13 protein-coding genes and 1 riboswitch are annotated in these 13,789 nt (G+C 75.0%); of the genes, 8 read left to right on the top strand and 5 right to left on the bottom strand.

The features are described 5' to 3' along the window. Positions 1 to 23 precede the first annotated feature (23 nt). From GSF22_RS01255 to GSF22_RS01235, 5 genes are all read right to left on the bottom strand, one after another. Positions 24 to 1,079, bottom strand: coding sequence for a peptidase (locus GSF22_RS01255; RefSeq protein ID WP_208810804.1), 1,056 nt, complete (start codon positions 1,077 to 1,079; stop codon positions 24 to 26). Positions 1,080 to 1,179: 100 nt separating this feature from the next. Continuing rightward, a riboswitch (cobalamin riboswitch) is annotated at positions 1,180 to 1,349 on the bottom strand. Between the two features lie 86 nt (positions 1,350 to 1,435). Further along, complete coding sequence (locus GSF22_RS01250) at positions 1,436 to 2,335, bottom strand: aldo/keto reductase (RefSeq protein WP_307803668.1); 900 nt, start codon at positions 2,333 to 2,335, stop codon at positions 1,436 to 1,438. Next, a complete protein-coding gene (locus GSF22_RS01245) occupies positions 2,332 to 3,402 on the bottom strand; it encodes a hypothetical protein (protein WP_208810803.1) in 1,071 nt (356 codons plus the stop codon). The genes GSF22_RS01250 and GSF22_RS01245 overlap by 4 nt, the downstream gene beginning before the upstream one ends. Then, positions 3,399 to 3,701, bottom strand: coding sequence for an acyl carrier protein (locus GSF22_RS01240; RefSeq protein ID WP_208810801.1), 303 nt, complete (start codon positions 3,699 to 3,701; stop codon positions 3,399 to 3,401). The genes GSF22_RS01245 and GSF22_RS01240 overlap by 4 nt, the downstream gene beginning before the upstream one ends. A 102-nt stretch (positions 3,702 to 3,803) precedes the next feature. After that, entirely contained in the window at positions 3,804 to 5,096 is a 1,293-nt protein-coding gene (locus tag GSF22_RS01235) for a glutamate-5-semialdehyde dehydrogenase (protein ID WP_208810799.1), read from the bottom strand. Positions 5,097 to 5,369: 273 nt separating this feature from the next. Between GSF22_RS01235 and GSF22_RS01230 the strand changes: the two genes are divergently transcribed. From GSF22_RS01230 to GSF22_RS01195, 8 genes are read left to right on the top strand one after another with little or no spacing between them, the layout of a single operon-like run. Beyond that, a complete protein-coding gene (locus GSF22_RS01230; RefSeq protein ID WP_208810796.1) occupies positions 5,370 to 6,359 on the top strand; it encodes a BtrH N-terminal domain-containing protein in 990 nt (329 codons plus the stop codon). Continuing rightward, on the top strand, positions 6,353 to 7,891 hold the full coding sequence (locus GSF22_RS01225) for an amino acid adenylation domain-containing protein (RefSeq protein ID WP_208810794.1): 1,539 nt from the start codon (positions 6,353 to 6,355) through the stop codon (positions 7,889 to 7,891). The genes GSF22_RS01230 and GSF22_RS01225 overlap by 7 nt, the downstream gene beginning before the upstream one ends. Then, entirely contained in the window at positions 7,888 to 8,157 is a 270-nt protein-coding gene (locus GSF22_RS01220) for an acyl carrier protein (RefSeq protein WP_208810792.1), read from the top strand. The genes GSF22_RS01225 and GSF22_RS01220 overlap by 4 nt, the downstream gene beginning before the upstream one ends. After that, positions 8,154 to 9,704 carry a class I adenylate-forming enzyme family protein gene (locus GSF22_RS01215; RefSeq protein WP_208810790.1) on the top strand — a complete coding sequence of 517 codons (1,551 nt, stop codon included), beginning with the start codon at positions 8,154 to 8,156 and terminating at the stop codon, positions 9,702 to 9,704. Before GSF22_RS01220 ends, GSF22_RS01215 begins: the two co-directional genes overlap by 4 nt. Beyond that, complete coding sequence (locus tag GSF22_RS01210) at positions 9,701 to 10,984, top strand: type III PLP-dependent enzyme (RefSeq protein WP_208810788.1); 1,284 nt, start codon at positions 9,701 to 9,703, stop codon at positions 10,982 to 10,984. The genes GSF22_RS01215 and GSF22_RS01210 overlap by 4 nt, the downstream gene beginning before the upstream one ends. Then, a complete protein-coding gene (locus tag GSF22_RS01205; RefSeq protein WP_208810786.1) occupies positions 10,981 to 11,253 on the top strand; it encodes an acyl carrier protein in 273 nt (90 codons plus the stop codon). The genes GSF22_RS01210 and GSF22_RS01205 overlap by 4 nt, the downstream gene beginning before the upstream one ends. Next, on the top strand, positions 11,250 to 12,452 hold the full coding sequence (locus GSF22_RS01200) for an acyl-CoA dehydrogenase family protein (RefSeq protein ID WP_307803667.1): 1,203 nt from the start codon (positions 11,250 to 11,252) through the stop codon (positions 12,450 to 12,452). The genes GSF22_RS01205 and GSF22_RS01200 overlap by 4 nt, the downstream gene beginning before the upstream one ends. After that, entirely contained in the window at positions 12,446 to 13,786 is a 1,341-nt protein-coding gene (locus GSF22_RS01195) for a TrpB-like pyridoxal phosphate-dependent enzyme (RefSeq protein WP_208810784.1), read from the top strand. The genes GSF22_RS01200 and GSF22_RS01195 overlap by 7 nt, the downstream gene beginning before the upstream one ends. The last annotated feature ends 3 nt before the right edge of the window (positions 13,787 to 13,789 follow it).

The raw sequence follows: 13,789 nt of genomic DNA, 5'->3' as shown, positions 1-13,789 counted from the left end.
GGTCGGGGAGGTGCCCCGGGTGGTCACGGGCAGACCAGTTCGGGTGCGCCCGGTACGGCACCGGCGGCGGTCAGCTGCGCGTACCCGACCCCGGCCAGACCGAGGACGGCCTGGGCGGTGGCCCGGGTGGCGGTGGCCGGGTCGAAGGTGCCGCCGTCGTAGTCGACCGCGCCCCGGTCGGCCGGCGCTCCCGTGCAGCAGACCTGGAGCGAGGCCAGGAAACCCCGGGCCCGGGCCCAGGCCAGGGTCCGGCCCCCGGCGGCGAGTGCCTGGGCGGCCAGCCCAGTGCTGTTGGCGTTGGCCACCCCACCGGAGTTGCGGAACCCACCGTCGGTGCCCTGCACCGAGACCAGCCAGCGCAGCCCGGCACCGGCCTCGGCCGACCGGCCGGCGGCCTTCAGCGCCTGCACCGCCAGCGCGGTGGCGTCCACGTCGGAGGCGCAGACCGGCTGCTCGGGTACCACCGGGAACCCGCCGTCGGCGCAGCGGACGCCGGCCAGGTAGCCGGCGGCGTCCGCCGGTACGCCCGCCGGGGTCCGGGCCAGGGCGAGCAGCGCGAAGGACTGGCTGAACGTGTTGCTGTAGTCGCCCCACGCGGAGCGGTCGGTGAACCGGCCCGACGGGGCCTGGAGCCCGCGCAGCCGGGCGATCAGGTCGACCCCGCCGACCGAGGTCGGGTCGGCGCCTCTGACCTGTACGGCGAGGGCGAGTTTCGCGGTCGCACCGGCGTACGCCTCGGTGACGCCGTCGCCGAGGTAGCCGTCCCGGACGTCGGGCCGGGACACCCAGGCCAGGGCGCGGGCGCCGGAGTCGTCGGCCACCCCGGCGGCGGCGAAGGCGAGCACCGCGTCCAGGGTGAGCCCCTGGTCGGGGTACGCCACGCCGTCGAAGACGGTCTCGAAGCGTTCCCCGTCGACGAGCTGGCGGGCCAGCCAGCCGGCGGCGGCCGACGGGCGGTCGACGGTGGTGGTGGTGGTGGTGCTGACCGGGGCGGCCACTGCGGGACCGGTCAGGGTGAGGGCGGCGAGTACACCGCAGAGCAGGGTGAGCAGGCGGTACCGGCTCAGGCGGACAACCATCAGGAGCGCCTTTCCGGCCCGGTGGTCGTCAGAACCGGGCCGGCCGCGCGGTACGCACGGGTCGGCCAGGACTCCGACCCGTGGGCCACGACGGGTGAGGGAGCGGGTCACGCGTACGGCGGGTATTCGGGCTCGTCGTCGGGATGCGGGCATCTCGACGACCTACCGTTGCGGGCCAGCGCCGGACTTCGACCGGACTTCCCCCACACGCACACGCGTCTATTCGGTTGTGCCGGCCAGTCTTGCCGTACCGTCCACCCGCTGTCAACGCGGCGGGGGTGTGGCCTCGGCGACTCCCGCCCGGCTCCGCTGTGGACCGCAGACCCGGGCGGGAGGTCGTGCTCCGCTGCGGACGGTCAGTCGGTTGCGGCGGCGGCGAGGTCGTCCAGCGCCCGCAGGTCCGGTTCGGACAGCCGTACCCCGGCGGCGGCGACGTTGTCGGCGAGGTGCGTCAGCGAGGAGGTGCCGGGGATCACCAGCATCGCCGGGGAGCGGTGCAGCAGCCAGCCGAGAGCCACCTGGGCGGGCGTCTCGGGCCGGGTCGCCGCGTACCGGGCCAGCGGCCCGTCGGGGTGCAGCAGGTCACCGGAGGCCAGCGGGTCCCAGGGGATGAAGACCAGCCCGTTCTCGGTGCAGTACCGCAGCACCGGGTCGTGCATCCGGTGCCGCAGGTGGTAGCGGTTCTGCACGGTGGCGATCGGGGTGACGGCCTGGCAGCGGCGCAGCGTGTCGACGTCCACCTCGGACACCCCGATGTGCCGGATCTTGCCCTCCTGGCGCAGGGCCGCCAGTTCGCCGAGGCTCTCCTCCACCGGTACCCGGGGGTCGATCCGGTGCAGCTGGTAGAGGTCGATGGTGTCCAGGCGCAGCCGGCGCAGGCTCATCTCCACGCACTGCCGCAGGTACTCCGGGCGGCCCACCACCGGCCACAGTTCGTCCCGGGTGACCGGTCCCCGGCGGACCAGCCCGCCCTTGGTCGCCACGACCAGGCCCGGCGGGTACGGGTGCAGCGCCTCCCGGATCAGGTCCTCGGCCACGAACGGGCCGTAGGAGTCGGCGGTGTCGATGAAGTCCACGCCGAGGTCCACCGCCCGGCGCAGGACCGCGACCGCCGCGTCCCGGTCCGGTGGGTCGGCCCAGATGCCCGGCCCGGGTAGCTGCATGGACCCGAACCCGAGCCGGTTGACCGGCAGGTCACCGCCGATCGTCACGGTGCCGGCCCGGTCGGCCCGGACCGGCGTACCGATGTCCGTCACTGTTCCTCCTCGCTGCTGGGGGTACCGGCGGGACCGGCCGGCGCGGCTGCGGCGGCGGGGCCGCCGGGATCGGGTGCCGGCTCCGGCAGGTAGCCGTGCGTGGCGAGCAGCCCGGTGACCGGTTCCTCGGCCCGGTCCAGCTGCGCGAAGGTGGTGTGCACCACGGCCGGTCGGGGCCGGCCCCGCAGCGCCGAGTCGACGGCGAACCGCAGCGCCATCGGTACGTCCTGCCAGGCCCGGACGGCGGCGGCGAGCCGCTCCCGGTCCCGGTCGGCGAGTCCGGGCCGGCGCATCAGGTGGGTGTAACGGAACGCGTGGTGCCGGGCGGCGGCCCACAGGTCGTCGACGATCCGGGCCAGGTGGGCGGGGTCGGCGGCCGGCCCGGTCCACAGGTCCCGCAGGTGGTGCCGGACCTCGGCCGTCCCGGTCAGCCAGCCCGGCGGGCCCGGCGGTGGGGCGGCCGGCCGGTCCGCCGCCACCACGGCGAGCCACCGGTACCGCCCGGCCGGCACCGGCACGGGCAGCCCGAACGCGAGGGCCAGCCGCGAGCGGTGCTCCGGGCGCAGCGGCCCGGGTGCGGTGGCACAGTCGACGAGCTGCCCGTCGGTGAGCCACCCGTCGTACGGTTCCTGCGGCCCGGCCGGCAGCAGCGCGCCGAACGTGTCGACCACCCGCCACCGGTCCCCCTGCCGGTCGGTGACCAGGGTGAAGTGCGGTGCGCTCTGCTCCGGCCGGGCCGGTGACCACGGCATCGCCCCGGTGTGGGTGACCACGAGCGCCGCGCCGTACCCGGCGATCTCGTCGCCGAGCCGGGTGCGGAACCCGTCGGGGTCGTCGGTGCCCCGGTACGCCAGGTGCCGCCCGGCGCCGAGGTCGCAGAGCGCCACCGCGTGGTGGGAGAACCCGGGGCACTCCTGCCCCGGTCCGGCGGGGCGGACCGCGAGCCGGACCGTCCGGGCCAGGTGTCCCGGCGCGTCGGGCAGGTACCCGCCCAGGTACCGGGCCAGGTTGGCGGTGTAGCAGCTCAGTTCCCCGACCGGGGTGCGGGTACCGGCCGACCCGGTCACGACGGCCCGGCCTGGGTGGCCGCCCGGACCAGGTCGGCCAGGTCGGCCACGGTGTGGATCTCCCGACCGGCGAAGATGTCGTCGGGCAGGGTGGCGTCGAGGTCGTCCTCCAGCCGGATGAGCATGCCGAGCAGGCCGAGTGAGGTGACCCGGAGCAGCCGGCCGTCCAGCGGCTCGTCGTCGGGGACGGTGGCCGGGTCCAGGGACAGCCGGGACTCCCGGACCACCACCCGTTTCACGGCGGCCAGGACCCGGTCGCCGGTCGCCCCGGTCGCTGCTTCTGGTTGCACGGTCGACATCACCACTCCTCGGTACGGGGTTCGACACGGGTCGCCGGTTCGGCACCGGTTGCCCGGTCCGACTCGACACGGGTTGCCCGGTTCGACTTCGACACGGGTTGTTCAGGCGGCCCGGAACCGGGTCACGCCGTTTCCCTCCACCCGCCAGCTCCGGGTCGTCAGGGAGCGCAGGGTCACCGGGCCACGCACGTGCAGCCGGCCGGTGGCGATCACGATCTCGGTGCCCAGCCCCAGGGTGGGCCCGTCGTGCAGGCGTACCGACCCGTTGACCACCAGGGCCGCCGCGTCGACCCGCCGGCAGAACTCGTCGGCCACCCGGGGGTCACCGGTGACGATCCCCTCGGTGTGCCCGGAGCCGTACCGGTCGATGTGCGCGACCGCCTGCTCCAGGCCGGACACCGTCCGCACCGCCAGGGTGGTGTCCAGGAACTCCCGGCCGTCGTCGGCGTCGGTCAGGGGTCGCACGTCCAGGCCGGCCCGCAGCCCGGCCGGCAGCCGGTCGGCGAGCGTGGTGTCCACCCGCAGCGCGAGCCGGGCCACGTCCGGCTCGGCGACCCGCCGGGCCAGCCGGTCGAGGAAGGCGTCGGCCACCGCGTCGTCGAGGAGCACCATCTCCAGCGCGGTGCAGCCCTCCGGTTCGGGCAGTTTGCCGTCGAGTACCAGCCGGACCGCGAGGTCCGGGTCGGCCGAGCGGTGCACGTACTGGTGGTTGACCCCGCCGCCGCCGACGATCATCGGGATCCGGGAGCTGATCCGGCAGGCGTCGACCAGGCTCGGGCTGCCCCGCGGGATGAGCACGTCGATCGCGTCGTCGCGGCGCAGCAGGTGCCGCAGGCCGGCCCGGTCCACGTCGGTCAGGACCTGCACCAGACCCGCCGGGAGTCCGGATTCGGCCAACGCGGTGTCGAACACGGCGCCGAGGGCGGCGTTGGTGGCGGCGATCTCCGTACCGCCACGGAGCAGCACCGCGTTGCCCGCGCAGACCGGCAGCAGCGTGCCGTCGACCGTCACGGTCGGCCGGGCCTCGTAGATCATCAGCACGACGCCGAGCGGCCGGGGCACCTGCCGGGCGGTGGCGCCGCCGAGGCCCTGGAACACCGGACCGGGGCGGGTCGCCGCGACCAGTTCCCGTTGGACCGTGCCGGCGAGTTCCGCCACCCGGTCGCGGTGCGCTCCGGTGAGCCGCATCCGGTGCAGCAGCGGCTCCGGCAGGCCCCGACCGTGCCCGGCGGCCAGGTCCACCTCGTTGGCCCGCACGATCTCCGACCACCGGTGCCGCACCAGGGCGCCCACGCTGCGGGCGAAACGCAGGTACGCCTCGTCGCCGACCGGTGGGGCCGCGCGCAGGGCGGCGCGGGCGGCGGAGAGGAGCTGGTCGATGGCCGGGTCATTCATGCGATGTCCCTCGGGGCGCGGGGGTGGCGGGCGGTACGACCGCCGGTCGACGCCCGGCACGGGCGTGTCCTGAGCAGGCGGTCGACGTCGGGCCCGTGGTCGGGGTCCGACGCAGGCGGTCGACGTCCAGAAAAGGACAGCCGGGGCACCCGATCAATCGATTGGCATCTTGCTGCCGTGGGCCGTCATGGCAGCAAGAGACCATCGCGTTGTCCGGCGTACCGGTCCGGTCACACGCTGGGACCCGTTCACCGGCAGAAGGGGAGACAGACCGTGCGCAGACCGCCACCCGGGGCCTTCGTGCCCTGCGCGGACCAGCTCCGGCGGGTCGACGGCGCCCTGCTGGACTGCGTGTCCGACGACATCGCGCTGCTGCTGGCCGCCCGGGGGGTCGACGACCTGCGGGACCCGTTCGCCCGGGACTGGCGGTTCGTCCTGCGCCGGCCGGTCGTCGGTCTACCGCAGGTCGAGCTGCCCGCCGCCGACCAGGACGACCTGCTGGCCCGCCGGACCGGCCTGCGCCCCCGGTGGCGGCCGGCCGGCCCGCCCGGACAGTGGGCCGACCAGTGGCGACGGGCCCTGCACGCGGGTGACCCGGTACTCCTGGTCGGCGACGCCTACCACCTGCCGTGGCTGCCCTACCACGGACACGAGCACATGGACCACGGCTTCGTGCTGGAGGGCATCGGCGCCGACGACACCGGCGGCGGGCCGGTCGCGCACGTGGTCGACCCGTACGACAACGCCACCGAGTGGGGGCGCGCCACACCGCTGGCCACCCGGCTGCCGCTGGCGGACCTGCGAGCCGCCCTGAGCGACGGCCGGTGGGCCACCCTCGTCCAGGAGTCCGCAGTGGACGCCACCCCGGACCCGGACCAGCAGGTCGCCGCGAACGCGGCGGCCGTGCTCCGGGCCGCCGGGCAGGGGACGTACGCCACCTTCCTGGACGCCCACCGCAGCCTGGGCCGCGCCGAACTGGCCAACCTCACGGTGCAGACCTGGCTGCTGGCCCGCGACCGGGGCCTGCACGCCCGCTGGCTGGCCGACCGGCCCGCCGGCACCCGCGCGGCGGCCCTGGCCGACCGGTTCGACGGCGAGATCGCGGCCGGCTGGCGACGGGCCGCCGAAGCCACCTACCTGGCGGCCCGCCGGGTCCGGTCCGGGCGGCGGGCCCCCGGTTCGGCGCTCACCACGGTGCAGGCCGTGGTCGCGGCGGAGACCGCCCTGGCCCGGTCCCTTGAGGAGGGAGAACCGAGGTGCTGACCTTCGTCCACGAAGCCGTCGAGGAGGCCGCCCGGCGGTACCCGACCACGGTCGCTGTCGCCGCCGGCACCGGCCCGCCGGTCACCTACCGGGAACTGCTCCGGGCGGTGCACGCGCTCGCCGGTACGCTCCGCGACCGGGTCAACCCGGGTGGCCGGGTGGCGGTCGTCAGCCGCAAGGCGCCGGAGACGGTGGTCGCCATGCTGGCCACGCTGCACGCCGGTATGTCGTACGTGCCGGTGGATCCCGCCGCGCCCCGGCAACGGCGGGACTTCATCCTCGACCAGGCGGCCTGCGAACTCATGCTGGCCGATCCCGCCGACGCCGCCGCCGACCGGGTCGACCTGCCGGTGCTCGACCCGGCCGTCGATCCCCGGTCGGGAGCCGGTACCGGTGCCGGTGCGGGCGTGCCCGCCCGCCTCTGCCCGGACGACGAGGCGTACGTGCTGTACACCTCCGGCTCGACCGGGGACCCGAAGGGGGTGGTGATCACCCACCGCAACGCGGCGGCCTTCGTCCGCTGGGCCCGCCGGGCGTTGCCACTGGCCGTCGGCGACCAGGTGGCGGTACACGCGCCGCTGCACTTCGACCTGCCGGTGTACGACCTGTACGTGGGGCTCGCCGGGGGTGCCACCCTGCACCTGGTACCGGAGCGCACCGCCCTGTTCCCGCAGGCGTTGCAGCGGTTCCTGACCGGACGCCGGATCAGCCACCTGTACGCCGTACCGTCCGCGCTCACCGCGCTGCTCAACCGGTCCGGACTGCGCCGCGACGGCCTGCCCGCGCTGCGGCGGCTGCTCTACGCCGGGGAGGAGTTCCGGCCGCACGCGCTCGCCGCCCTGATGGCGGCCGTCCCGCAGGCCACCGTGGAGAACCTGTACGGGCCGATCGAGACGAACGTGGTGACCCGGTGGCGGGTCACCGGCCCCCCGGACGACCGGGTGCCGCTCGGCCGGCCGGTGGACGGGGTGACCCTGGCCCTGCTGGCCGACGACGGCACCGCCTCCGAACACGCCCCCGGCGAGGGCGAGATCGTGGTGGCCGGTGACTGTGTCACCCCGGGATACCTCGGCCGCCCGGACCTGACCGCGCGCAGCAAGGTGGAGCTGTGCACCGAGAGCGGCACCCGGCGGTTCTACCGGACCGGGGACCACGCCCGGCGCGACGACGACGGGGTGCTGCACCTGCTCGGGCGGCGCGACGGCCTGGTCAAGACCCGGGGGTACCGGGTGGAGCTGGGTGAGATCGAGGCCCGCATCGGCGGCCATCCGGCGGTGGCCGAGGTGGCGGTGGTGGCCGAACCGGACCCGGAGCTGACCCACCGGCTGTCCGCGCTCGTGGTCCCCGCCGACGACCGGGCACCCGACGCGGAGCTGGTCGCCGAGCTGCTGCGGCACTGCCGGGAACGGCTGCCCGGGTACATGGTGCCCGGTGCCGTCCGGGTGGTCTCCGCGCTGCCCCGGACCAGCACCGGCAAGATCGCCCGGGCCCGGCTCGCCGACCTGCTGGCCGTACCGGGAGCACAGTCGTGACCGCCCTTCGCGACCGGGTCGCCGCGACGGTGGGCGGGGTGCTGGCCGTACCGGTCGACTCGGTCACCGCCGCCGTCTCCCTGTTCGACCTGCCCGGCTTCGACTCCGTCGCGGTGGTGACCGTGCTGGACCGGTTGGAGTCCGACTTCGACGTCGAGGTGGACCCGGACGAGATCGGACCGGAGGTCTTCGAGTCCCTCGACACGCTGACCGACCTCGTCGGCCGGGCGCTGGCCGGCCCGACCACCACCGGAGGTACCCGATGACCGGCACGCTCCTGCACGACCTGCTCGACGGGCGGGCCGCCCGTACCCCCGACGCGGTGGCCCTGACCCAGGGCGACCGGTCACTGTCGTACCGGCAGCTCGCCGACCGGTCCCGGGCCGCCGCCCGGTGGCTGCGCGGGCGGGGTGTCCGGCGCGGCGACCGGGTGCTGATCCTCGCCGGCAACGACGCCGGGGCGGTACCGCTGCTCTTCGCCGCGTCCCGGCTCGGCGCGCTGTACGTCCTGCTCAGCGACCAGATCCGGCCGTTCCACCTGCGGCACGTACTGGCCGACTGTACGCCCCGGGTGGTGGTCGCCACCCCGCGCGCGGCACCACTCGTGACCACGCTGGGCGGTGACGGCGACCCGCCACCGGTGGCCGGGCTCGACGAGGCGGTGTGGGACCCGGCCCCGGCCCCGGACGTGGCAGCACCGGACGCGGCGGGACCGGCCGGCGCGGCGGGACCGGGGACGCTGCCGGACGCCGCGCCCTGCCTCTCCGTCGACCCGGTGTCGCTGATCTACACCTCCGGCAGCACCGCGCTGCCGAAGGCGGTGGTGTCGACCCACCGGCAGGTGCTCTTCGCCGCCCGGGCCATCCAGGCCCGGCTCGGGTACCGGGCCGACGACGTGGTCTTCTGCTGCCTGCCGCTCTCCTTCGACTACGGGCTCTACCAGGTCTTCCTGGCCTGCCTCGCGGGGGCCCGGCTGGTCCTGGGCGACCAGACCGACGCCGGGCCGCCGTTGCTGGGCCGCCTGGTCGACCAGCGGGTCACCGTGCTGCCGCTGGTCCCCAGTCTGGCCGTGACGCTGTGCCGGCTGACCGCCCGCGCCGACCGCCGTCCGGAGCGGCTCCGCCTGGTCACCAACACCGGCGCGGCGCTGACCGACGCGGTGAGCGCCCGGCTGCGGGCGCTGCTGCCACAGGTCGACGTGGTGGCCATGTTCGGGCTGACCGAGTGCAAGCGCATCTCCGTCGCCGAACCCAACCTCTACCTGACCCGGCCCGGCTCGGTGGGCCGGCCGCTGCCGGACACCGAGGTCCGGATCGTCGGCCCGGACGGTACGCCGCTGCCGCCCGGCGAGACCGGTGAACTCGTGGTACGCGGGCCGCACGTGATGGCCGGGTACTGGAACGCACCCGAGCTGACGGCCCGACGGTTCCGGACCGACCCGTTCGGCCAGCCGGTACTGCACACCGGTGACCGGTGCCGGCTCGACACCGACGGCTACCTGTACTTCGTCGGCCGGGACGACGACATCTTCAAGCAGCGGGGCGTCCGGGTCAGCACCACCGAGATCGAGGGGGCCGCGATGGACGTACCCGGGGTGGAACTGGCCGCCGCGCTCCCCCCGGACGACGGGCACGGGTCGCGGCTCGCCGTCACCGGCGACCTCACCCCCGAACGGCTGCGCAAGGAACTCGCCGACCGGCTGGAGGAGCCGAAGATGCCGGCCGAGTGCCGGGTCGTGCCGGCCCTGCCGCTGAACGTCAACGGCAAGGTGGACCGGCGGGCGCTGCGCGACGGCTGGGACCACGTCCGATGACCCCCGACGCCCTCGCCGGCCGGTACGGCACTCCGCTCTACGGCTACGACCTGGCGGCCCTGCGCCGGGCGCACGACGACCTGCACCGGGCCCTGCCGCAGCCGTCCACGCTGTACTACTCGCTCAAGGCGAACCCGCACCCGGCCCTGGTGGCGGCGCTGGCCGCGCGGGGCTGCCACGCGGAGGTCACCTCGTCCGGGGAGGTGGCGGCGGCGGTCGTCGCCGGGGTCGCCCCGGAGCGGATCCTGCTGACCGGACCGGCCAAGACCGGACAGACCATCGGGTACGCGCTCGACTGCGGGGTACGCCGGTTCTCGGTGGACTCGCCGGTGGACATCGCCCGCGTCGACCGGGCGGCCGGGCGGTACGGCACCCCGGTGGACTGTCTGCTCCGGGTGAACGCCGACGTCGGGGTACCCGGCATGGGCCTGTCGATGACCGGTACGCCGTCGCAGTTCGGGGCGGACGCCGGCTGGGTGACCGCCGCACCGGGGGTGTTCACCGGTCACCGGTACGCCCGGATCACCGGCCTGCACCTGTACATGGGCACGAACCTGCCGGACGAGGAGGTGCTGCTGCGCCAGTTCGGGGTGGCCGTCACGGTGGCCCGGCACCTGACGGCGGTCCTCGGTGACCTCGACGAGATCGACCTGGGCGGCGGTTTCGGTGCGCCGTACGCCCGGGCCGGTGACCGGCCCCGCTTCCCGACCCTGGCCGGGCGGCTGGCCGACCTGCTCGACCGGGAACTGCCCGGGTGGCGGGACAAGGCACCCCGGGTCTCCTTCGAGTCCGGCCGGTACCTGGTGGGCGACTGCGGCACGCTGGTCTGCACGGTGCTGGACCGCAAGGACTCCAAGGGCGAGACGTTCACCGTCCTGGACGCCGGGATCAACCACCTCGGCGGGATGGCCGGGCTGCGCCGGCTCCCCCCGCTGGTACCGACCGTGCAGCCGGTCGACCCCGGTCCGGTGCCCGCCCCGGCCGGCGATGCCGGTGCGACGGCACGTACCTCGGTGGTCGGTCCGCTCTGCACCCCGCTCGACTCGCTCGCCCGGGCGGTACCGCTGCCGCCGGTCCGGGTCGGGCAGTACGTGACGGTGCCGAACGTCGGCGCGTACGGCCTCACCGCCAGCCTGCTCGCCTTCCTCGGCCATCCCGCGCCGGTGGAGGTGGTCCACGACGGGGACGTCGTGGTCGACGCCGGCCGGCTGCACCTGACCCGCCACCCGGTACCGGAGAGCACTCCGGCAGAACCCACCGACGAAGGGACCCGACCATGACCGACCAGGGCATCGATCCGGCGTTCGAGGCGGTGCTGCGCCGCCGCCTGCGGAACCTGCCGGCGGAGACCCCGCTGGACCCCACCGCGCCCCTGACCGACCTCGGCCTGGACTCGATGGAGGCGGTGGAACTGGTCTTCGACATCGAGGACGAGTTGGGCGTGGCACTCCCCGACGACACGCTCACCGGGGACACCTTCGCCACCGCCCGGTCCCTCGGCGCGGTCGTCGACCGGGTCCGGAGCGAGCCCACGTCGAGTCCGTCGTGACGGCCACCGCCGTACCCCGGCCCGCCGCCGGTGGGCTCGACGACCTGCGGTCCCGGGTGGCCGCCGTCCGGCCGGTACTGCGGAACCAGGCCCGGGCCGTGGACGCCTCCGCCGCATTCCCGGTGGCCGGGCTGACCGCGCTGCGGGAGAGCGGCCTGCTGGGACTGCTGGTACCCGCCCGGTACGGCGGCCTCGGCGGTGACCTCACCGACCTGGTCCGGGTCGCGGCGGACCTCGCCGCCGACTGCCTCTCCACCGCGATGATCTGGGCGATGCACGGTCAGCAGGTCGCCGCCCTGGTGGCGTACGCGACCCCGGAACTGCGCGCGGAGCTGCTGCCCCGGGTCGCCGCCGGAGAGGTCTACCTCGCCTCGGTCACCTCCGAGCGGGGCAAGGGCGGTCACCTGCTGACCGCCGAGGCGGCCCTGCACCGCGACGGTGACCTGCTGCGCGTCGAGCGGGACGCGCCGATCGTCACCGGTGGGCGGCACGCCGACGGTTTCCTGATCACGATGCGGGACGGCCCGCAGGCCCCGCGCAGCGCGGTCTCCCTGGTCTACGCCGACCGGACCGCGCTCGACGTCCGGGCCAGCGGGTCGTGGAACCCGATGGGCATGCGGGGTACGCACAGCGGTGCGCTCCGGCTGACCGGCACCGTGCCCCTGGCCAACCTGGTCGGCGCACCGGGCGGGTTCCGGACGGTGGCGGTGTCGACGTTCGCCCCGGTCGGGCACCTGGCCTGGTCCGCCTGCTGGCTGGGGGCGGCCCGGGCGGCGTACGGCACGGTGCTGCACCTGCTGCGCAGCAACGCCGGTCGTCGGCAGTTCGACATCCGCTCGGACCTGCTGCGGGTACGCCTGGCCCGGGTCCGGCTGGACCTCGACACGACGGCCGCGCTGCTCGCCCGGTGCCTGCGGGACGTACGGGACGCCGGGGACCTGACGGCACCGGCGGTGCAGCTGCGCCTCAACGGGTTGAAGGTCCACGCCGCCGAACGCAGTTTCGCCGTGGTGGACACGCTGGTCGAGCTGACCGGGCTGCGGCACGGCTACCTGCGGGACGCCCCGTTGGCCCTGGAACGGGTCTTCCGTGACCTGCGCTCGGCCAGCCTCAACTACGGAAACGACCGGCTGCTGCTGGCGAACGGGGCACTCACCCTGCTCGACCGGGGCGTCGACCTTGGGGAGGAACGATGGTGAACATCCCGGATGCCTGGTACAACATCCTGGCCGACCTCGACTTCGCGCTGCCGCCGGACGTGCAGCCCGACCTGCCGGCCGGGGACCGGGCCGGTGGGATCGACCCGCAGGTGCCGCTGAGCCTGGTCCGTCAGGAGATGTCCCGCGAGCCGTGGGTGCCGATCCCGGCGGAGGTCCGCGAGCGGTACGCCCAGTGGCGCGACACCCCGCTACGCCGGGCCACCAACCTGGAACGGGCGCTCGGCACCCGGTCGCGGATCTACTTCAAGTACGAGGGCGGGAACCTCACCGGCAGCCACAAACTGAACACCGCCGTCGCCCAGGCGTACTACTACCGGAAGGCGGGGGCGACCCGTCTGGCGGTGGCCACCGGGGCGGGCCAGTGGGGTACCGCCGTCGCCGCCGCCTGCCAGATGTTCGGCCTGGAGTGCCACGTCTACATGGTGCGCAGCAGCATGACCGGCAAGCCGTACCGGCGCACCATGATGGAGCTGCTGGGTGCGCAGGTGACGGCCAGTCCCAGCGACCGGACCGGGGTGGGGCGCCGGTTCCTCGCCGCCGGTGACCACGGCGGCACGCTCTCCGTCGCGCTCGCCGAGGCGGTGGAGGAGACCCGGACACCGGGTACCCGGTTCTGCGCGGGCAGCGGGGAGACGTACTCGCTGCTGCACCAGACGGTGATCGGCCTGGAGGCCCGGGCGCAGTTGGCGGAGCGGGACGTCTGGCCGGACGTGGTGGTGGCCGGGCTCGGTGCGGGCAGCAACTTCGGTGGCCTCGCCTTCCCCTTCCTCGGGTCGGCGCTGCGCGGCGAGCGTGCGGTGCGCTGCCTGTCCGTGGAGCCGGCGGCCTGTCCGAAGCTCACCCGGGGCCGGTACGCCTACGACTACACCGACAGCTCGGAACGGACCGCGCTGCAGAAGATGTACACCCTGGGGCACCGGTTCACCCCGCCCGCCATGCACGCCGGTGGCCTGCGGTACCACGCCACCGCGAAGGTGGTCAGCGCGTTGTACGACCGGGGACTGATCGAGGCCGCCGCCTACCAGCAGCGGGAGATCTTCTCCTCGGCGACCCTGTTCACCCGCTGCGAGGGGATCGTCCCGGCGCCGGAGAGCGCGCACGCCGTGCACGGGGCGGTGGTGGAGGCGGCGAGGGCCGACGAGCGTGGGGAACCGGCCACCATCCTCTTCGCGCTCAGCGGGCACGGCATCTTCGACATGGGCGCCTACCGCTCGTACCTCGACGGCGAGATCGCCGACGACATCGTGCCGGACGCCGCCATCGCGGCGTCGCTGGCCCACCTGCCGACCCAACCGGTGTCCAGCGACGTGTAGGCG

This window comes from Micromonospora echinofusca (genome assembly GCF_017614955.1).
Lineage (GTDB): Bacteria > Actinomycetota > Actinomycetes > Mycobacteriales > Micromonosporaceae > Micromonospora > Micromonospora echinofusca_A.
This window is presented reverse-complemented; position numbering and strand designations above follow the sequence as displayed.

What these genes read in the sequence shown, in the direction of transcription:
- GSF22_RS01240 (WP_208810801.1), bottom strand. Translation starts at nt 3,701, where the DNA reads ATGTCGACCGTGCAACCAGAAGCAGCGACCGGGGCGACCGGCGACCGG.
- GSF22_RS01215 (WP_208810790.1), top strand. Translation starts at nt 8,154, where the DNA reads ATGACCGGCACGCTCCTGCACGACCTGCTCGACGGGCGGGCCGCCCGT.
- GSF22_RS01210 (WP_208810788.1), top strand. Translation starts at nt 9,701, where the DNA reads ATGACCCCCGACGCCCTCGCCGGCCGGTACGGCACTCCGCTCTACGGC.
- GSF22_RS01255 (WP_208810804.1), bottom strand. Translation starts at nt 1,079, where the DNA reads ATGGTTGTCCGCCTGAGCCGGTACCGCCTGCTCACCCTGCTCTGCGGT.
- GSF22_RS01195 (WP_208810784.1), top strand. Translation starts at nt 12,446, where the DNA reads ATGGTGAACATCCCGGATGCCTGGTACAACATCCTGGCCGACCTCGAC.
- GSF22_RS01235 (WP_208810799.1), bottom strand. Translation starts at nt 5,096, where the DNA reads ATGAATGACCCGGCCATCGACCAGCTCCTCTCCGCCGCCCGCGCCGCC.
- GSF22_RS01205 (WP_208810786.1), top strand. Translation starts at nt 10,981, where the DNA reads ATGACCGACCAGGGCATCGATCCGGCGTTCGAGGCGGTGCTGCGCCGC.